We start from the raw sequence: 13,946 nt of genomic DNA on the forward strand, positions 1-13,946 counted from the left end.
ACGTTTAGACGCGCACCGACCAATCTCGGGGCATGAGCGACCTGTTGGTTCGCGCGGCGCGCGGCGAGCGCACCGAGCGACCGCCCGTCTGGTTGATGCGACAGGCCGGACGGTACATCCCCGAGTACCGCGACATCCGCGAACGATACACGTTCAAGGAAGCGATCAAGACGCCCGAAGTGGCGGAGCGAATCACCCTGCTCCCGTGGAAGCTGTTCGAACCGGACGGTCTCGTCATGTTCTCCGACATCCTCACCGTCCTCGAACCGCTCGGCTTCGACTACCGCATCGAGAGCGGCGTCGGTCCCGTCGTCTCGAACCCCGTCGCCGGCCCGGACGACGTCCCCGCGGAAGCGAGCGACGTGGCCGCCGAGGTCGACTACGTCGGGAAACTGCTCGAACGACTGCGGGGGAGCGTCGGCGACCGAACCAGCATCATCGGCTTCGCCGGCGGTCCGTACACCCTCGCTTCCTACGTCGTGGGCGACGAACCCGCTTCGCGCGACCCGATTCGACGCTTCCGGGCGAACCATCCCGAGGCGTTCCGCGACCTGCTCGAAGCGTTCACCGGCGTCGTGGAGGAGTACGTCGCGTATCAGGTCGAACGCGGCGCGGACGTGGTGCAGGTGTTCGACACGTGGGCGGGCGTGCTCACCCCCGACGACTACCGGGAGTTCGTGCTGCCGCTTCACCGGCGCATCTTCGACGCCATCGACGTGCCGTCCATCGTCTTCGCACGCCACCCCGGCGGGAAACTCGACTTACTGGCTGAGTCGGGCGCGGACGTGGTCGGACTCGACTGGACGGTCGACATGGCCGACGCGCGGGCGGAACTGGGCGACGTTCCCGTGCAGGGGAACCTCGACCCCTCGTACCTGCTCGGCGACGCGGAGTTCGTCCGGCGGAAGACCCGCGAGGTCATCGAGAAGGCGGGCGACTCGGGACACATCCTGAACCTCGGCCACGGCATCGACCGGACGACGCCGGTGGAGAACGCGAAGGCGTTCGTGGAGACGGCGAAGGAAGTCGACCGCTAGTTCATCGCATCACCGGGGCGAACTGGTTCCGTTCTCGCTCATAAACTTACGCCCGAGTCGCCAGCGACTCGGCCAACCGCCGGGCTTCGCGAATCCGACTCGGCACGCCCATTCTGGCGGTGTAGTTCGTCGCGAGGTGAATCCCCTCGGGCAGTCGAACTTCGTCGAGCGCGTCCCACGAGGCGTCGTAGGCCGGGAACCCGCGTCGGAGGCGGGCGACGCTCAGCACGTCCGCCTCCGCGTCCATCACGTGCTCGAACTCCGTCGCCGCGATTTCGCCGAGCGTCTCGTCGCTCTCCTCGACCAGTTCGGGATTCCTCATCCCGCCGAGGAAGACGGTATAGACCCCGTCCCGCCCGAACATGCTCGCGTTCCACGAGACGCCGAGCGTGTCGAGACCTTCGTCGTGCCGAACCTGATAGCCGAATCCCTCCCGGTCGCAGTCGGCGCGGAGGTGCACCAGCGCGAGGGGGTTGTAGTTCAGTCGCGCGAGGGCGCTCGCGGATGTCGGCGCGAGGGTCGAAAGCAGGTCGGCGCTCGCGTCGGCGGGCGCGGTGACGACCACCTCGTCCGCCGCGAGCGCCTCGGATTCGGTTTCGAGGAGGTAGCCGTCCTCGGCTTCTCGAATCTCGGTGACGGGCGTTTCGAGGCGGACGTTCTCCGCGTGGGCGTCGTACAGGGCTTCGGGGAGCGTTTGCACCCCCTCCTCGAAGGAGATGGCGGGCGCGGAGCTTCCGCCCGCCATCGCTCGCTTCAGGGCCGGTTTGAGCAGCGAGCCGTGCTTCCGTTCCATCTCGAGAACGCCGGAGAGCGCGTGCTTGACCGGCATCCGCTCGGGTTCCGAGCCGTAAATCCCGCCGAACAGCGGGCCGATGAGGTTTCGATACGCCTCCTCGCCGAACTTCCGGGTGAACAGTTCGGCGGCGGTTTCCTCCGGGTCCGCGGGGGCCGTCTGCGGCTCCTTCAGCGCGTCGAGTTTCCCGCGCCACGTGAGCAGGTCGGTTCGCCCGAACTCCTCGACGGAGAAGGGCGCTCGCCGGAGCTTCCCCCGCGCGTAGACGAAGAGCTTCGTCTCGCCCGCCTCGATGACTTCGTCTTCCAGTCCCAGATCGGCGACGAGTTCGGCCACCGGTTCGGTTCTGCGGAGTCGCTGCGGCCCCCACTCCAACAGGTAGCCGTCGACCCGCCCGCTCCGGATGACGCCGCCCGGTTCCGAGTCGGCTTCGAGGACGACGTGGTCGACGCCCCGACGTTCGAGGTGGTGGGCGAGCGCGAGTCCCGTGACGCCGGCGCCGACGATGCCGACCGTCATCGGCCGAAGGGGGCGTTCAGGCACAGCGCGCCCGGGGAGTCCGTACACCGGCACCGGCGGAACTGGTAGTACGACGGGTCGAAGTCGGCGACGAACGGTTCGACGAGGTCGGCGAGCACGCCCGCGAATCGCTCGTCGTCGTGCGGAACCGGAACGCGGTGGAAGTCGAGTCCCGCTTCCTCCGCCTCCTCGCGGAGTTCGTCGTCCAGTTCCGACAGCGTCTCGCTCTGTTCGTGCATGAAGCTGATGGGTTCGACCACGACGCGCTCCGCGTCGACGTCGGCGACGACGTCCTCGACTTCGGGTTCCGTCCACGGAATCTCGCGGTTGCCGTGGTTCTGGAAGCCGAGCGAGTACGACTCGACGCCGAGTTCGCTCGCCATCACGTCGCAGAACTCCTCGACGTACCGGTCGTAGCGACTTCCCTCGTCGAGGTAGTGGGTCGGCGTTCCGTGCGCGGAAAAGAGAAGTTCGGTGTCGTCGTCGGCGAGGTCGAGTCCCGCTTCGGCGGCGTACGTCCGGACGTTGTCGGCTCGAATCCGGTTGTACGTCGGATGTCGGTGCCAGCCCGTTATCCGGTGTATCGGGACGTCCCAGTCGCGTTCCGCGACCGCGTCCGCGAGTTCGTCGAGCGACGCGACGGTCGTCGACGCGCCGCAGAGCGGGTAGACGGGGAGGCCGACGAGTTCGTCCACGCCGTCTTCGTGCGCCCGCTCGACGGCGTCCGCGATGAACGGTTCGGTGAACTGCATCCCGACGTAGGTCGTCGCGTCGAACCCGCGAGCGTCGAGTTCGGCCTCCAGCGCCTCCGCCTGCGCTTTCGCCTGCGGGTCGAGCGGCGACCCGCCGATCTCCTCGTACTCCTCGACGAGGCCGGGGGCGCGACGTTCGGCCAGTTGTCGAGAACGCTTTCGCGCTTCCGCTTCGGTCGTGTCGCCTTCGAGGTCGGCGTTGTTCACGAAGATGCGCTCCAGATACCCGAGGACGTTCTCTCGCGTCGGTTCGGACGGTTCTCCGAAGTTGAGCACGACGACGCCGGTGGTCATGTTCGATTCTCGGGACGGACGCGCCGAATAGTTGTCGTTTGCCGACCCGGCGGATCGGCGCGGCCTTTTCTTCGGCGGTCCCCGTCGGGTCGATTCCGCTACCGGCCGCGAAACGAGGTGGTATTTTCGTTTACTTCTCGCATTTTAGTCAGTTCGTTCGGTTTCCGCTCGTTTCTTCGTGTCTGAGACGTTTTACGAGGCGGAATCGTCCCGTTTCCGAACAGTCTCCCGCCGTCGGCGATGGGTCGGAATCGGCGGGCGCTACGGCGCGTTTTCGGCGCTCGCCGGAAACGGCGGATTTCCGCGTTCGATCCTTTTATCGCAGCTTTCTGACGTAATCCGCCCCTCCCTATCGCACGGGACACCTGCCGAAGTTCTATTCTATCGGTTCCTACACAAAAATTGGAAGATATTTCGCCGTCCTTACTTTTTGCAACGTATTTCACCCTACATACCAATAAGTAGTTACATATGGTCGACGCTCGTGTACTCTTCCCGGATGTCAGAGAAATCAAACGTCACGCGGCGACGCTTTTTGAAGTCGACGGGGGGTGCGGCGTCCGCCGTCGCGCTCTCCGGTATGGCCGGGACGGGCGGCGCTCAGCAGTCGAATCAACAGGGAGGCGACAGGACGCTCCAACTCATCAACTCCACGATGACCACCCTCGACCCCATAAAGGCGACGGACACCGCCTCGGGGACGGTCATCCAGCAGGTGTTCGACCCGCTGATGAACTATCCGGAGGGGAAAATCGCGGTCGAGAGCTTGCTGGCGAAGAAACAGGAGGTGTCGGACGACTTCACGACGTACACGTTCACGCTGAAGCAAGGCGCGCGGTTCCACAACGGGAAGGAGGTCACGGCGCAGGACTTCGTCTACTCGTGGGAGCGACTGGCCGCCTCGTCGAACTCCCGACGGTCGTACTTCATCCTCGAGTCCGTCGGAGTGAAACACCAGACGACCGGCGACGGGAGCTACAAACCCGGGTCCCTCGCGGTCAACGCGAGGGACAAGTACACGCTGGAGATGGAACTCCAAAGGCCGTTCCACTCCACGCTCGAGATGCTGTCGTACACCTCGTTCGCGGCGATTCCGGAGGGTCTCGTCGGCGATATTCAGGGTTATCAGGGGGAGATGCCGTACCAGCGGTTCGCCACCAGCAACCCCATCGGTGCAGGACCGTTCAAGTTCGACCGCTGGAGCAGTAACAACGAGGCGGCCGTCACGCGGTTCGACGACTACCACCGCGGAAGGGCCGACGTCGCCGGCGTCCGGTGGAGCATCATCGAGGACGACCAAGCCGCCTACACGTACCTGATGAACCAGAACGCCGACGTGGGATTCAACGAGCAGATTCCGACGGCGCAGTACGACCCTAGCAAGGTGACCATCCAGAACACCGACAAACTCGGCCGCAGGTCGGGCACCTACGGTCCGGTGCAGAACGGCGAGACGATGGACTACCTCGCGGTGCCGACCATCAACTCCTTCTACCTCGGATTTAACACGGCGAACGTCGAGAAAGCGGCGCGCCAGGCCGCGGCGTACGCGCTGAACCAACAGACCACCGTCGATCAAGTGTTCAAGGGGCGCGGGGAGGCCGCGTACCACTTCACGCCGCCGCGCATCTACCCCGGCGGTGCGAACGCGTACGACCAACACGCGCGGAACAACTACCCGTACGGCTACAACGAGACGCAACTGGAGCAGGCTCGACGGGTGATGGAGCAGGCGGGGTACGGAAACAACAACCGGTACCAGTTCACGCTGACGACCTACGAATCGACGACGTGGCAGGAGATAGCGAAGGTACTGCGGGACCAACTGCAAGCGACGCACATCGACCTGCAACTGGAGCAGGCTCCGTTCTCGGTTCTGCTCAACCGCGGTCGGAGCGGGAGCCTGCAGGCGTACACGCTCGGTTGGATCATGGACTGGCCCGCGCCGGACAACTTCCTGCAACTGCTGTACCCGCCGCGGACGGACACCTCGCAGTCCGACCCGCTGGCGTACACGAACTGGTCGGGGACGCAGGCCGCGAAGCGGGCGACGCAGGCGTGGGAGCGAATACAGAACAACCCCGCTCCGACCGACCAGGCGAGGCAGACCCGGAATCGAGCGTACGTCCAGATAGAGGAGGCGAACTGGGAGGACGTGACGTTCCTGCCGGTGTACCACCGCACCGACGAGCGGTTCTCCTATCAGTCCATCAGTCTCCCGAAGTTCGGCGCCGCCGGCGCGAGCAGGCAGATGTACGACACGACGACCTGACGGCGAGTCCGCGAGTTAGAGCCACTCCGCGGCCCACGTCTCTATCTCCTCGAAGATGGGACAGAGCGAGCGACCTTTCTCGCTCAGGCTGTAGTACGTCGCTATCGGCGCGTCCTCCTCGGTGCGGCGGCTGACGAACCCCGACTCGCGCAGGTCGTCCAGCACGCGAGAGAGCGTCCGCGAACTCGCGCCGGTGGAGCGTTTGAGTTCGTTGAACCGTTTCTCGCCGTCCAACAGGTCGTAGAGGACGACCAGCCGCCACTGCGAGCCGATCTGCTCGAACGACTCGACGACCGAACACGCGCCCTCCTCGACGGTTTCCGATGACATCGGTGTAATCGGGTTACGCCTACGCCCGCGAAACCATAAATCGGTTCGGGTTCGAATCAGGTAACGAAATGATACTGCGGTCGGACGCGAAGCGCCACTCCCCCCGCGAACCGTGACGGACGCGCCGTCCACCGGATTGTACCACGTGACGAAAGGCTGCGCCGACGTGGAGCGAACGCGGGAGTTCTGCGAGGACGCCCTCCGCGAGCGGCGCGACCACCTCCGGTCGCGGGGCGTCCGCGTCTCGCCGAGTGGAGCGGACGAAAACAAAAATATATTTATCTTTCTAACGTGACAGAATCTGGTATGGAACGAGCGCTAGCCGTCGTCGAAGCGTCCGAGTCGGCGAAGAATCTGGTTCGGGAGGCGGGCGAGTTCGCGGCGGGCGTCGGTGCGAGCCTCGTCTTGCTCCACGTCACGACCACCGAAGAGTACGAGAACACGCGCGACTCCCTGGAGCGCATCTCCGCACTTGAAACCTCGTACACCGCCGGACAGGCGCTCGAAGGGGCCCGTCAGTTCGCCGCGGACATCGGGCGGGAAGTGCTCGACGGTGTCGACGCGGAGTACGAACCCGTCGGACGCATCGGCGACGAACGCGACGAGATTCTCGCCGTCGCCCACGAGTACGGGTGCGACCACGTCTTCCTCGCGGGGCGAAAACGGTCGCCCGCCGGGAAAGCCATCTTCGGCGACCGAACTCAGTCGGTCATCCTCGATTTCGACGGCGCGGTCACCGTGGTCACGGAGTAACCCTCGTTCTGTTCGAATCGCAATTGGTAAGTTGTTCACTAGTTACTCTATAACCGAATGCTTGGCCGACTGCTCACGGGCGGGCCGGTTTCGGAGCCGATAGCCCTGTCCCGGGACGACCTCTTTACCCTCTGTCGCGTCGAGCGTCGGCGGCACGCCATCGCCGTCATGGCCGAGGTGGAAACCGCGATTCCGATGCGGACGCTCGTCGAGGAGGTGACGGCCCGTGAGTTCGGTCCGAACGCGACGACCAACCAGCGAACCACCGTCTACACGACGTTCTACCAGCAGCACGTCTCCGTGCTCGAGGACGCAGACGTGCTCTCCGCGCCCGACGGCCCGAGCGGCGTGCTCTACCCCGGCGAGAACGCGCCGCCCATCGCCGAACTGCTCACTTACGTGGACGAGATATCCGACTGACCCGCCGCCTTCACCACTCGCTTCCGAGCCGCCTGCGCGCGACGAGGTAGCCCGCGTGGGTCCGCCACCGCCTTCCGCTCTCCGCGTGCTCGACCCGGTAGCGCGCCCCGCAGGCCCCGCACCGCCGCCGCGCCGGACGTTTCACGGCCTCCGACGCCCGGTAGCGGCGGGCCTCCCAGTCGCAGGACGAGCAGACGAGTCGGAGGCGCGCGTCGGCGAACGACCGGCAGTGTCGGGGCGCGTCGAGTTCCCGCGCCTTCTCCGCGAACCGCGAGCCGTGTCCCGACTCGCCGTACCGCTGGAACTCCCACGCGTGAACCAGTTCGTGGCGGATGGTTCCGGTGAACTCCGCCCAGCCGAACGCGCGGTAGGCGTCCCACGTCAGTCGAATCGTCACCCGGCCGGTTCCTCGGTGGTAGACGCAGGCCCCCGCCCGGCGCATCGCTCGTTCCGAACACTCCCAGTCGACGGCGGAGAGGTCGACCTCGACGGGAACCGTCTCGGCGTAACTGGCCGCGGCGTCGAGCAGTTCGTCGCGCGTCGTCGGCTCCATCCGGCGGTGGTTCTCATCCCCGGGTCATAACTTTCCCTCTCGCGGCCGAAGCGCTCGCATGGAGACCGCCGAAACCCCGCGGCCGGAAACCGCCAAGGAGCGACTCGTGCGGACGTTCTGGGAGCGACACTCGAATCCGAAGAGCGGTTGGACGCGAGCACTCTCCTATCCGGCCGTGATGGTCGCGCTCTACCGCCACGACTGGAAGTTGCTCGGAGCGACGGTGCTCTTCGTCGCCGTCAACCCCGTCCTCTTCCCGAAGCCCGACCCGGAGAGAGCGGGGGATAGCTGGATGTACAGGGGCGTCCTCGGCGAGCGACTCTGGATGGAACGCGGCGACAAGCGCGGTTATCCGAACGTCTTGAACGCGCTCAACGTTCCGATCTTCCTCTGCGGACTGTACGCGGCTTATCGCCGAAAACCCCGAGCGACCGCCCTCTGCACGCTCCTCTCCGCCGGGCTCAAATTCTGGTTCGTCGGCGAGATGGTGCGCTACTACGAGGCGCACCGCGAGGAATTCGACTCCCCGTCAGCGTCGGATTAGTCCAGTTTCGCCAACTCGTCGTCGGAGAGGTCGATGGTCGACGCTTCGACGTTCGAGCGGAGGTGGTCGACGCTCGACGTGCCGGGAATCGGAAGCACGACGGGCGAGCGGTGGAGGAGCCACGCGAGCGCGATCTGGCGGCGCGACGCGTCGTGCGCCTCCGCGACCTCGTCCAGCGCGTCGGCCTCGTCGTCGAGGTCGCCCGCGCCGATGGGATACCACGGGATGAATCCGATTCCCGCGTCCTCGCAGGCTTCGAGGACGTCCTCGTGCTCGCGGTCGGCGACGTTGTACCGGTTCTGGACGGTGGCGACGTCGACGATGTCGCGGGCGGCGTCGAGTTGTTCCACGTCCACGTTGCTCAGCCCGACGTGTTCTATCTTCCCCTCGTCTTTCAGCTCCGCCAGCGCGTGGACGGAGTCCTCGAACGGCACGTCGGGGTCGGGACGGTGGTGTTGGTAGAGGTCGATGCTGTCGGTGCGGAGGCGGTCGAGGCTCCCCATGATGGCGTTTCTTAGGTAGTTCGGGTCGCCGTTCGGAATCCAGTCCCCGTCGTCGTTTCGGAGCAGACCGCCCTTCGTCGCCACGACGAGTTTGTCGGGGTAGGGGTGGAGCGCCTCCCCGATGAGTCGCTCGCTGACGCAGGGTCCGTAGGAGTCCGCCGTGTCGATCAGATCCACGCCGAGCGAGACGGCCTCGTGGAGCACGCGGTGCGCCTCCGCCTCGTCGTCCGGTCGGCCGATGATATCCTCGCCGGTCAAGCGCATCGCTCCGAAGCCCAGTCGGTGAACGGTCGTCTCCCCGCCGATGTCGAAGGTGTCGCTCTCGTTCTCGAGCGCCATGGGGGACGATGGTGCGACAGCGAGTAACCTCTTTTGGCGCCTCGAACCCCGGCTACCGAGCGGTTCGCGTAGAATCGACGATTCGCGGCGTCAGCGCCGCTGGTCGTCTAGTTATCCGTTTTCGGGTCGGAACGACCCGATTTCGACGGATTCGATGAGCGAGTTTCCTCTCCCCTGACCCGACGCATTACGCGGTGGAAACGAACAAGCCAATCCGTTCTGCCATCGAACGTAATGCGCCAACCGTGGCTCGTTCGTCGTCTCGTCTCGTTACGTCACGGCCAGAGCCCGCGGGCCGTTTTCGCCTCCCCGACTCGGTTGAGGGCGACGATGTACGCCGCGTCGCGCCAACTCGTGTCGCCCGCTTCGACCTCCTGCCGGACGTCGTTCCACGCGGACAGCATCTCCGTCTCCAGTTCGTTATTGACCCGCTCCAACGACCACTGGCGGCGGTTGATATCCTGCAGCCACTCGAAGTACGAGACCGTCACCCCGCCCGCGTTGGCCAAGATATCCGGAATCACCGGGATTCCCCGCTCCTCGAAGATGGCGTCGGCGGCGAAGGTCGTCGGACCGTTGGCCCCTTCGACGATGATGTCAGCCCGAACGTCGTTCGCGTTCTCCTCGGTGAGGACGTTTCCGACCGCGGCCGGAATCACGACGTCGACGTCGAGTTCGAGCAACTCCTCGTTCGTGAGCGTGTTCGGAGCGCCGTGCCGCATCACCGCCTCCGGTTGCTCGTCGTGCGTCGCGATGGCGTGCGTATCGAGGCCGTTCGTATCGTAGACGGCTCCGTTGACGTCGCTGACGGCGACGACGGTCGCGCCCCAATCGTCCAGCAGGCGGGCGGCGTTCGCGCCGACGCTGCCGAATCCCTGGACGGCTATCGTCGTCTCTTCGATGTCCTTGTCGTAGTGTCGGATCGCCTCGCGGGCGATGATGGCGACGCTCCGTCCGGGCGCTTCTTCGCGTCCGTGGCTTCCGCCGATGACGGGGGGTTTGCCGGTGACGACGCCGGGGGTCGTCTCGCCTTCCTGCATCGAGTAGGCGTCCATGAACCACGCCATCGTCTGCGCGTCGGTGCCCATGTCCGGTGCGGGGATGTCGCGTTTCGGCCCGATGGTGTCGCGGATTTCCTCCGCGAATCGCCGCGTCAGTCGTTCCTTCTCGGCGGTGCTGAGGTCTTTCGGATTGACGACGATTCCCCCTTTCGCGCCGCCGAACGGGAGGTCCATCACCGCGCACTTCCACGTCATCCACATCGAGAGGCCGATGCACTCTTCCGCCGTGACGCCGGGGTGATACCGCAGTCCGCCCTTGTACGGACCGCGAACGTCGTCGTGTTGCGCGCGGATGCCGGTGAACACTTCGACGGTTCCGTCGTCGCGCTTGAGCGGAACCGCGACCTCGACGACCCGCGTCGGGTGTTTGAGCCGCTCGATGATACCGTCGTCCACGTTGATGTGCGCGGCGGCCTCGGTTAGCTGTCGCCGAGCCGTTTCGAGCGCCGATTCCGATTCGGTTCCTCCGTCGGAGTTCAGACCATCGAGCATGTTGATCGCCATAGATGTATACCGAGATTCTCGACCGAAGTCATTCGTAGGGCATTCGACGATTTCGCATCGACGTCCCGCAGTCCGGGCAGCTACCGGGGGCGCTGGTGGCACGAAGCGTTTTGCCACACTCGAGACACTCGTAGTCGGATTCGGAGCCCGCCTCGTAGTCCACGTCTTTCGGTGCCATATTCGACACCGGGTACTATGCCGTCCCCGGGCCATAGCAGAACGGGGTTAATAGTACACCCCGAAAGGGAGTGACAGGGTTTACTATTCAACCGTGCGCGACTGAACCGACCGTTCGACGAGCGAGGCGAACAGTTTCCGCTGTATCCGACGAACGTGGTCGTAGAACGCCGTGTGCGAGATGCCGAGCATCGACGCCACGTCGCGGCCGGTCACGTCGCGGGACGAGTCGAAGTACCCGCTGTGATACGCGACCGTTGCGACCTCCAACTGCCGCTCCGTTAACTCGCCGTCGAACGAGCCGGGCCTCTCCGTCCGGTCCGCGGCCTGCGAGTGCGTCCGTTGTGCCGTCAGTTCCGCCGAATCGTACGAGTTCGAAACGACCTCGTCGATCTCCCGCGTCGTGATGGAGTCGGGGACGTCCACCACCAGTCGGATGCCGTCCGGCGTCGCTCGCAGTTTTCGGAAGACCGCGCCGTGGTCGGTCAGCGCGGACGCGATGAAGTGACCGTTGACCTGCAGGTTCACCAGTCCGCCGTCCGCGGTTTCCCGAATCGCTTTGGCGCTCGTGATTCCGACGAACTCGTCCACCTTGTCGACGACGTCCCGCGGGGACGTCCCTTCGACGGTCGCGAAAACGAGGGTCGTTCCTTCGTCCTTCGCTACCTCCCCTTCGACCTCTATCGTGCAGCCCGCCGCCTCGGCGAGTCGGTACAGGACGGCGCTCGAATCCGTGATTCGATACTCGAGTTCGACGGCGGAGTCGCTTCGCAGCGCCTCCTTCCGTTGGACGGCGTTGATAGCCGACGCGACGGTTTCGCCGAGTTCGCGGAGAACCGACCGGACCATCTCGTCGAACGCGTCCGGATGGTCCGCGTACACGCTCAGCGTCCCCAGTTGCACGTCGTCGTAGACGAGCGGAATCGCCAACACCGACTGAAAATCGCGCGAGACAGCCTGTTTGCACCACGCGTCGGTGCGGAGGTGGTCCGCGACGTTCGAGACGCGCGTCGTTTTCCCTTCCCGCGCGGTTCGGATGGTCGGTTCGACGGCCGTCCCCTCCGCGTCGAGGTTCAGGCGAACGCCGTCCAGATAGCCCCGTTCGTTCCCCGCCCACGCTCGCGGGTGGAGCGTCCGGTTCAGCGCCCTGGTCTCGGCGATCCAAGCGAACGAGAACCGGTCGTTCGCGGTCAATCGCTCGCACACCGCCTGCTCGATGTCCGTGCGCGTGTCCGCCCGAACCAGGGCCTGGTCGATCTCGCGGATGATCTCGTTCACTTGATTGACCTGCGAGAGCTGCTGATTTCGACGCTGGAGTTCCTTGTCGCGTTCGTGAAGGTCGCCGTCTCGCTCGACGCGGTCGAACGCCGCCTCGGCGGTCGCCGCCAGCAACTCCGCGACCTCCTCGCTGACGGCGTCGAAGGCGGCGCTGTCCACGGCCGCGAGCAAGAAGATACCGTGCCCGCCGAGGGGTACGACGATGTAGTCCTCGACGCCGGACGACGACGCTCCCCAGAGCGGGGACCGCGCGTTCTCGTCTACCAACGTCTCGTCCTCGACGAACGACCGACTGATAACGCTACTCTGGTCGAGGCTGAGTTCCGGAAGGTCGCCGATAGCCCTCGTGAGTTCGTCGCCCGCGGCGGTCGGATACAGGACGTTTTGCTCGCGGTCGAACAGGTACACCGCCGAGGTCGCCGGCGGAAGCACCGAGGCGGTGTCCGTTACGACCTGCTCGGCGATTTCCGGTTTCGTTTCCGCGTAGAGGAGGCTCCGAGTCGTCTGGTGCAGTTGCGTCAGCGCCTCCTCGCGTTGTTTCCGCTTCGTGATGTCGCGGCAACTGTACAGCCTCGTTCCGCCCTGAATAGACACGTTCCGAACGTTGACGAGCAGCGTGTGTTCCGTCCCGGACTGGTCCACGGCGGTGCACTCGATGTTCGTGAGCACGTTCTTCGCTTCGAGTCGGTCGGGGTCGAAGAGGTCGTCGCCGAGAAGCGCGTCTATCGTCTCGAACTCGTAGATGTCCTCCGCGGTGTACCCGAAGATGAAGTGGACGTTGGGGCAGACGTACGTGAACTTCCCGTCGTCGTCGGTGATGAGAATCGTGTCGGTCATGTTGTTCAGCGTAACCCGATGGAGTTCCTCCGACCGCTCGAGTTCCTCCTCGAGTCGAGCGCGCTCTTCGACTTCGGTTCCCTCGACGACGAGTCGACCGACGTCGCCGCCGTCGTCGGTCACGGGGTGGACGGAGAACTCGATTCTCGTCTCGACGCTCGAATCCGCGAACTCCGCCTCGAACTCGGTGTGCTCCCCCCGTTTTCCCCGCCGCACCGCGCTCTGAACTTCCCGGCGGGCCGCCTCCCCTTCGAACAACGGAAGGGCCCACAATCGCCTCCCCGCGATATCGCGTTCGTCGAGATCCAATCGATGAAGCGCCGTCCGGTTCGGACGAACGACGGTTCCGTCGGCGTCGAGGACGAACGCGAGACGGCCCGGGTCGGAAAAGAGCGCGTCGAACTGCCTCGAACGAGTCCGCGCTCGGCGGTTTCGAACCGCTCGCCGGAGACACCGCTCGAGAGCCCCGCCCCGCTCGTCGGCGGACAGCGGTACGTACTCGGCGACGTCGGCCGAGACCGCGCGTCTCGCGAGCGACTCGCTGCCGTCTACGGGAGCCAGGACGAACGGGACGGAGCCGTCGCACGAGCGCACTTCGTCCGCCAGTTCCAACCCGTCGCAATCGGCGAGGCGGAACGCGCCGACGACGCAGTCCATCGAACCGGATTCCCGTACCAACGCGGTTCTCGCCCGTTCGCCGTTCGCGACGAACCGAGCCGATAGCGCGCCCGCCTCCTCGATCTCTTTTCGAACCAGTCGTTGCCACGACTCCGGCCCGACGAAGAGCGCGCGAATATCACGGGAGGTATCTTCGGACGACCGCGGCGTATTCATCGTCGAAGCGTTACGACTCGAGGGATAAAGCTTGATGCGACTCGTTTTTTTCGCCGCGAACGCCGGTCGGGGGTTCCGTCCTCGCCGGAAACGCCGAGATTTTCGCGCTTCGCACCGCAGTACATAAATCGTTCCCCCTCATTCGT

At 65.2% G+C, this 13,946-nt stretch carries 14 protein-coding genes; 6 read left to right on the forward strand and 8 right to left on the reverse strand.

Annotated elements, in window-relative coordinates; translation table 11 throughout:
* Positions 1–32: 32 nt before the first annotated feature.
* Entirely contained in the window at positions 33–1,037 is a 1,005-nt protein-coding gene (hemE, locus tag LIX00_RS20700) for a uroporphyrinogen decarboxylase (RefSeq protein WP_227356933.1), read from the forward strand.
* 46 nt (positions 1,038–1,083) lie between these two features.
* On the opposite strand, the gene hemG is transcribed toward hemE, so the two are convergent.
* Complete coding sequence (gene hemG, locus LIX00_RS20705) at positions 1,084–2,373, reverse strand: protoporphyrinogen oxidase (RefSeq protein WP_227356934.1); 1,290 nt, start codon at positions 2,371–2,373, stop codon at positions 1,084–1,086.
* A complete protein-coding gene (gene hemH, locus LIX00_RS20710; protein ID WP_227356935.1) occupies positions 2,346–3,395 on the reverse strand; it encodes a ferrochelatase in 1,050 nt (349 codons plus the stop codon). Before hemH ends, hemG begins: the two co-directional genes overlap by 28 nt.
* A gap of 499 nt (positions 3,396–3,894) precedes the next feature.
* Between hemH and LIX00_RS20715 the strand changes: the two genes are divergently transcribed.
* Positions 3,895–5,667 carry an ABC transporter substrate-binding protein gene (locus tag LIX00_RS20715; RefSeq protein WP_227356936.1) on the forward strand — a complete coding sequence of 591 codons (1,773 nt, stop codon included), beginning with the start codon at positions 3,895–3,897 and terminating at the stop codon, positions 5,665–5,667.
* Positions 5,668–5,682: 15 nt separating this feature from the next.
* On the opposite strand, the gene LIX00_RS20720 is transcribed toward LIX00_RS20715, so the two are convergent.
* Entirely contained in the window at positions 5,683–5,997 is a 315-nt protein-coding gene (locus LIX00_RS20720) for a winged helix-turn-helix transcriptional regulator (RefSeq protein WP_227356937.1), read from the reverse strand.
* A 145-nt stretch (positions 5,998–6,142) separates the two neighbouring features.
* On the opposite strand from LIX00_RS20720, the gene LIX00_RS20725 reads away from it, so the two are divergent.
* From LIX00_RS20725 to LIX00_RS20735, 3 genes are read left to right on the forward strand one after another with little or no spacing between them, the layout of a single operon-like run.
* Positions 6,143–6,292: a hypothetical protein gene (locus LIX00_RS20725; RefSeq protein WP_227356938.1), complete on the forward strand. Its 150-nt coding sequence runs from the start codon at positions 6,143–6,145 to the stop codon at positions 6,290–6,292.
* Positions 6,293–6,303: 11 nt separating this feature from the next.
* Positions 6,304–6,750, forward strand: a complete 447-nt coding sequence (locus LIX00_RS20730) for a universal stress protein (RefSeq protein ID WP_227356939.1) — start codon at positions 6,304–6,306, stop codon at positions 6,748–6,750.
* Between the two features lie 57 nt (positions 6,751–6,807).
* Positions 6,808–7,170 (forward strand): DUF7344 domain-containing protein, encoded by a 363-nt coding sequence (locus LIX00_RS20735; protein ID WP_227356940.1) that lies wholly within the window; start codon positions 6,808–6,810, stop codon positions 7,168–7,170.
* 10 nt (positions 7,171–7,180) lie between these two features.
* Here the strand turns inward: LIX00_RS20735 and LIX00_RS20740 are convergent, their stop codons facing one another.
* On the reverse strand, positions 7,181–7,723 hold the full coding sequence (locus LIX00_RS20740) for a SprT-like domain-containing protein (RefSeq protein WP_227356941.1): 543 nt from the start codon (positions 7,721–7,723) through the stop codon (positions 7,181–7,183).
* 58 nt (positions 7,724–7,781) lie between these two features.
* Between LIX00_RS20740 and LIX00_RS20745 the strand changes: the two genes are divergently transcribed.
* Positions 7,782–8,267 carry a DUF6653 family protein gene (locus LIX00_RS20745; RefSeq protein WP_227356942.1) on the forward strand — a complete coding sequence of 162 codons (486 nt, stop codon included), beginning with the start codon at positions 7,782–7,784 and terminating at the stop codon, positions 8,265–8,267.
* Here the strand turns inward: LIX00_RS20745 and LIX00_RS20750 are convergent.
* The 4 genes from LIX00_RS20750 to LIX00_RS20765 form a co-directional block, all read right to left on the reverse strand.
* The gene (locus LIX00_RS20750) at positions 8,264–9,109 is read right to left on the reverse strand and encodes an aldo/keto reductase (RefSeq protein ID WP_227356943.1); all 846 of its coding nucleotides are present in this window, start codon (positions 9,107–9,109) and stop codon (positions 8,264–8,266) included. The genes LIX00_RS20745 and LIX00_RS20750 overlap by 4 nt on opposite strands.
* A gap of 275 nt (positions 9,110–9,384) precedes the next feature.
* Complete coding sequence (gene gdhB / locus LIX00_RS20755) at positions 9,385–10,674, reverse strand: glutamate dehydrogenase GdhB (protein WP_227356944.1); 1,290 nt, start codon at positions 10,672–10,674, stop codon at positions 9,385–9,387.
* A gap of 28 nt (positions 10,675–10,702) precedes the next feature.
* Positions 10,703–10,852 (reverse strand): rubrerythrin-like domain-containing protein, encoded by a 150-nt coding sequence (locus tag LIX00_RS20760; RefSeq protein ID WP_227356945.1) that lies wholly within the window; start codon positions 10,850–10,852, stop codon positions 10,703–10,705.
* An 83-nt stretch (positions 10,853–10,935) separates the two neighbouring features.
* A complete protein-coding gene (locus tag LIX00_RS20765) occupies positions 10,936–13,800 on the reverse strand; it encodes a bacterio-opsin activator domain-containing protein (protein WP_227356946.1) in 2,865 nt (954 codons plus the stop codon).
* Positions 13,801–13,946: the final 146 nt, after the last annotated feature.

The sequence above is a fragment of the Haladaptatus salinisoli genome (genome assembly GCF_020614375.1).
GTDB lineage: Archaea > Halobacteriota > Halobacteria > Halobacteriales > Haladaptataceae > Haladaptatus > Haladaptatus salinisoli.